Here is a 4,669-nt window from a genome sequence, read left to right on the forward strand (position 1 = left end):
GTCGGCAGCGGTTCGGTCGAACAGCTCAGTGCGCACTCGAGTGCGATCCGCGAGGAGGCCGTCAAGAACGGTCGCGGGGCCGACGAGGTCAAGATCATGTCGGCGTTCGCCGCGGTCGTCGGCAGCACCGAGGAGGAGGCCCGGCGCAAGTACGCCGAGGTCGCCGACGCGCAGAACCCCGATGTCACGGTCGCCTCCTATGCATGGTTCACCGGCCTCGACCTCTCGGCGTACGCGCCGAACACGCCGATGTCGGAGCTCAGCACCGAACTCTCGCAGACGCAGGTCGCCCGCTTCGCGGACAAGACCGTCGGCGATGTGCTGGGGGATTGGCACGCGCACGGCGTCGGAGCCCGCCCCATCGTCGGCACCCCGGAGCAGGTCGCTGACCGGATGATCGAGCTCGCCGACGGCGCCGACCTCGACGGGTTCCTGTTCGCCCCCGTCATCCCGCCGGCCTCGACCGTCGACTTCATCGAGCACGTGCTGCCGATCCTCAAGGAGCGCGGCGCGATCGCGGAGCCCTCGTCCGAGCCGCAGTCGCTGCGCGAGCGCCTGATCGGCACGCCCACGCCCGCGCTCGCAGAGTCGCACACGGGCTCGCAGTACCGGCGGACGATGTCGCGTGTCTGACACCCTCGCCGGCGTCGCCGTGGTGGGGAGCGCGAACCTCGATCTCGTGGTCGAGGTCTCGCGCCCCCCGCTCGTCGGTGAGACCCTGCTCGGCCGGGCCGGTGGCCGCTTCTGCGGAGGTAAGGGGCTGAATCAGGCCGTCGCCTCCGCCCGCAGCGGGGCGTCCACGCGGTTCTGCGGGGTCGTCGGAACGGACGAGGCCGGCGACGTGCTGCAGCGGACGCTGGCGGATGCCGGAGTAGAGGCGGCCCTGCGCCGAAGCGCCGTCGCCCCGACCGGTGTCGCCCATGTGCTGGCCTTCGACGACGGGGACAACAGCATCATCGTGGCGGCCGGCGCGAACGGTGAGCTCGGCGCCGATGACGCGGTCGCCGGGGTCGAGGGCGCCGCGGTCGTCCTCGCTCAGCTGGAGGTTCCTCTCGCGAGCGTGGCGGCGGCGCTGCGGGCCGGCCGCGCAGCGGGAGCGCTGACGATCCTGAACGCCGCGCCCGCACACGCGGCGACGATCGGGATGCTCGCCGACGTCGATGTGCTGGTCGTGAACGAGACCGAGTGCGCCGAGCTCGGCGGCATCGACCGGCTGTACGCCGCCGGTGCCGGGCTCGTGGTCCTCACCCGAGGTGCCGGGGGAGTGACGCTGCACCGGGCCGGAGACGACCCGCTGCACGTCGACGCCTTCCGGATCGATCCGGTGGACACGACCGGCGCCGGTGACGCGTTCTGCGGGGCACTGGCAGCTGCGCTCGCTCAGGGGGCTGCCATCGAAGCGGCGCTGATCCGCGCCTGCGCTGCCGGCGCCGTCGTCGCCCAGCACCGCGGCGCGACGACGACTGCTCTCTCGCCCACCTCGATCGCGGCGCTCGTGGCGTCGCGCTGAGGTCAGTCCGACGCGGCAGCGTCAGCCGTTGCCGCGCTCTCGGCCGTCTCGCCGGCGAAGGTGTACTCGCCGGCGCGCAGACGATCCAGCAGGTCGAGCAGCCACTGCTTCTCGGCGGTGAGACGGGCGGTGGAGAGGTCGAAGATCTCCCGCACGTACTTCGGTGTCGTCTCGGAGCGCAGGGTGTCCTGCACATCGAAGCCGTTCTGCGTGATGATCGCGTCGCTCTTGATGAGGCGGTGCTCGAGGCCGGCGATCACCTCCTGCCGGCTCAGCACGAACATGAACGAGGCCACGGTCATGATCGCCTGCGTGTCGAAGGCCGCCACGTTCCAGAGGTTCTCGCGCAGCATCCGCTGCAGCTCGACCTCGCCGGCCGGAGTGATGCGGTACGTCGTGCGGGCGGGGCGCTTGCCCTCGGCCTCGGTGCCGCTCTCGGCAATGTACCCGTCGACCTCGAGGGCACGCAGGGCGTTGTAGATCGATCCGGGCTGAATGTGCGCCCATTCGTCGACATGCCACGTCATGAGCTCGCGGCGAAGGAAGTATCCGTGCACGGGCTGGAACTGCTTCACGGCGCCGAGGACGACGAGGCGGGTGGTCGACATGACCCTCATGCTAACGGCTGGCCTCGCACATTCCTGTTGTTTGCATGATCAAAGTTGCCTATTATCAATACTAGGCAAAGTTGACTAACGAAAGGAAGCCGAAATGACGACTGCCGTGACCGACGCCGTGCCGCGCGACCTCGCCCTCCGCCGGGCCTTCTCGGTGTATCCGACCGGTGTCGTGGCCCTCGCCGCGCACATCGACGATCGAGCCGTCGGGATGGCGGTCAACTCCTTCACCTCGATCTCGCTCGAACCTGCACTCGTCGCGATCAGCGCAGCCCGCACGTCGAAGACCTGGCCGGTGCTGCGCACGGTGCCCGAGCTCGGCATGAGCGTGCTCGCCGCGCACCATGAGCCACTCAGCCGCTCGCTCTCGGCGCGTGAGGGCGACCGGTTCGGCGGACACGAGTGGCAGCGCACCGACGGGGGAGCCGTGCTGATCGCGGATGCGGCGCTCTGGCTCACCTGCCGCCTGCACAGCACGTTCGACGGCGGGGATCACGAGATCGCCCTGTACGAGATCGCCGACGTCACGCTCTTCGACGATGTCGAGCCCCTGGTCTTCCACCAGAGCCGCTACCGGTCCATCGCCGCGCCCGAGAGCGCGTGAGCGCTCCGCCGCTCGGGGCGATCGTCGGAATGGTCGTCCCGGGTGACGGCCGGGGGCGTGAGCTCGGCTTCCCGACGGCGAACCTGGAAATGGACGAGGGAGACCTCCCTGAGGACGGGATCTACGCGGCCTGGGCGCGGATCGACGACGATCAGCCGCTCTGGGCGGCGAGCGTGAGCGTCGGTGCGAATCCGACGTTCGACGGCGACCGTGCGCGACGTGTCGAGGTGCACCTCCACGATGCGGATCTCGAGCTGTACGGCCGGCGCTTGTTCGTGACCCTCGTTGCACTCCTGCGCCCGACCCTGCGCTTCGACCGCGTCGACGCGCTGATCGCGCAGACCGCTGAAGACGTCATCCGCTGCCGAGCGCTGCTGGCTGATCGCGCTCGGGTCCGCTCCTGACCCCCCTGCTCCGGTCGCAGTTGCTGCCGTTCAGAAGCCGCGCGGGCGGTACGAAGCGCGACCGGAGGCGTCGGAGCCGGGGAGGCTAGACCGCGTTCCAGCGCAGGCACGGATCCGCGAGGAACTCCGTGAGGGGGATGGTCGCATCGGCGACCGGGAACATCGTGACCAGCAGAGGGGTGGTGCCTGCGGTCGGCGCGACGGCGTAGGCGAGCGCGGTCGGGCCCTGCACTGCACCGAGGGCCAGCCTGGCCTCGCGGGCGTCGATCACCTGGGTCGCGCCGGCAGAGGGGGTGGCGAGGAGTGCGGATGCGGCGGCGGTCGCTCGCGCGAGCAGCGTCGGCCCCTCGCCCCAGGGGCGGAACGCGTCCGGAGGCAGGTGGCATGCCCGAGCCAGCGCGCCCTCGGTCCAGCGTTCGCGCTTGAGGCCGTAGGGCGTGGGCTCCAGCGACAGCAGGTAGCCGTAGCAGTGCAGCACTCCCGCGTTGCCGAGCGGCCAGTCTGCGGCGATGTCCGCGTGCCCGTGCAGTTCCTCGAACAGCGCGCGGGGGATGACCGCCGCACCCGTGTTCTCGTCGATCACCGACGACCGCCCCCACACGGCGAAGCGGCCGGCCGCGCGGTCGTCGTGGATCGCGGATGCCAGCCAGGGGAGCGCATGGAGGGCGGAGCGTGCACCGGCGTCGGATCCGTCGGCGGCGAGGTGCGCCGCATGCGTGAGCTGTTCGAGTTCGGACACGGCGCTCACCATACGCGAGTGGAGTGGACGGATTGTTCACACGGCGTTCACGCGTTCGGGACTTTCTGTCCACAATCGTTCCTCATCATGGACGGAGCGTCCCCACAGAAAGAACTCCGTGAACTCCATCCTCCTCTTCGATTTCGACGGCACGATCGCCCTCGGCGACGGTCCGGTCCTCGCCTACGCCCAGCAGGTCGCTGCCGGCCTCGGTGACGATGTCACCTTCCTCGACGACGTCCGCGCGGTCCTCGCCGCAGCCGACGGGGATGCGCTCGACGGCTACGACGCGGTGCGCCGGGTCGCCGAAGCCAGGGGAGCGGATGCCCGTCTCCTGAGCAACGCCTATCTCGCCAGTCGTGCGCAGCTCGGCACTGCCGATGCCCCGATCACCGCACCGGACGGGCTCGCCGAGTTCCTCTCCTCGGTCGACGCCGAGCGGATCCTCGTCACGAACGCTCCGGCCATCCGCATCGTCGACGCGCTGGAGACCCTCGGGCTTCGCGGACTGTTCGACCGGATCGTCACCGGTGCCGGCAAGCCCCGGGGGCTCGAGGCCGTGCTCGCCGAGCTCCCCGCGGACGCCCGGGTGCTGAGCATCGGCGACATCTGGCACAACGACCTCGCCCCCGCGCACGCCCGCGGCCATGCGACCGCGCTGATCGGCGGATTCTCCGACCCTGACGCCACCCCGACCTTCCGCGCCGCCGAGTTCTCGACGCTGGTTCCCCAGCTCGAGGCCTGGCTGCGCGGCTGAGACCTCTCCCTCCCCGCTCATACCCCTCCCTCACACAC

General features: G+C 70.4%; 7 protein-coding genes. 5 read left to right on the forward strand and 2 right to left on the reverse strand.

Annotated features, from left to right (window positions below):
• Both AX744_RS13130 and AX744_RS13135 read left to right on the forward strand, forming a co-directional pair.
• Positions 1-633, forward strand: a 633-nt coding sequence (locus AX744_RS13130; protein ID WP_157543610.1) for an LLM class flavin-dependent oxidoreductase, incomplete at its 5' end; no start/stop codon positions are given.
• Positions 626-1,510, forward strand: a complete 885-nt coding sequence (locus AX744_RS13135; protein ID WP_061017349.1) for a ribokinase — start codon at positions 626-628, stop codon at positions 1,508-1,510. The genes AX744_RS13130 and AX744_RS13135, both read left to right, overlap by 8 nt.
• 2 nt (positions 1,511-1,512) lie before the next feature.
• On the opposite strand, the gene AX744_RS13140 is transcribed toward AX744_RS13135, so the two are convergent.
• Positions 1,513-2,118: a PadR family transcriptional regulator gene (locus tag AX744_RS13140; RefSeq protein ID WP_061017351.1), complete on the reverse strand. Its 606-nt coding sequence runs from the start codon at positions 2,116-2,118 to the stop codon at positions 1,513-1,515.
• Positions 2,119-2,221: 103 nt separating this feature from the next.
• Here AX744_RS13140 and AX744_RS13145 point away from each other — a divergent pair, with 103 nt between their 5' ends.
• A complete protein-coding gene (locus AX744_RS13145; RefSeq protein ID WP_061017353.1) occupies positions 2,222-2,731 on the forward strand; it encodes a flavin reductase family protein in 510 nt (169 codons plus the stop codon).
• Positions 2,728-3,135, forward strand: a complete 408-nt coding sequence (locus tag AX744_RS13150; protein WP_061017354.1) for a riboflavin kinase — start codon at positions 2,728-2,730, stop codon at positions 3,133-3,135. The genes AX744_RS13145 and AX744_RS13150 overlap by 4 nt, the downstream gene beginning before the upstream one ends.
• 85 nt (positions 3,136-3,220) lie before the next feature.
• Here AX744_RS13150 and AX744_RS13155 read toward each other — a convergent pair whose 3' ends face one another.
• Positions 3,221-3,874 carry an amino acid deaminase gene (locus AX744_RS13155; RefSeq protein ID WP_231728811.1) on the reverse strand — a complete coding sequence of 218 codons (654 nt, stop codon included), beginning with the start codon at positions 3,872-3,874 and terminating at the stop codon, positions 3,221-3,223.
• A 118-nt stretch (positions 3,875-3,992) separates the two neighbouring features.
• Between AX744_RS13155 and AX744_RS13160 the strand changes: the two genes are divergently transcribed.
• The gene (locus AX744_RS13160) at positions 3,993-4,631 is read left to right on the forward strand and encodes an HAD family hydrolase (RefSeq protein WP_061017358.1); all 639 of its coding nucleotides are present in this window, start codon (positions 3,993-3,995) and stop codon (positions 4,629-4,631) included.
• Positions 4,632-4,669 lie beyond the last annotated feature (38 nt).

Origin of the sequence: Microbacterium sp. CCH5-D1, assembly GCF_001557335.1 — a bacterium.
Lineage (GTDB): Bacteria > Actinomycetota > Actinomycetes > Actinomycetales > Microbacteriaceae > Microbacterium > Microbacterium oxydans.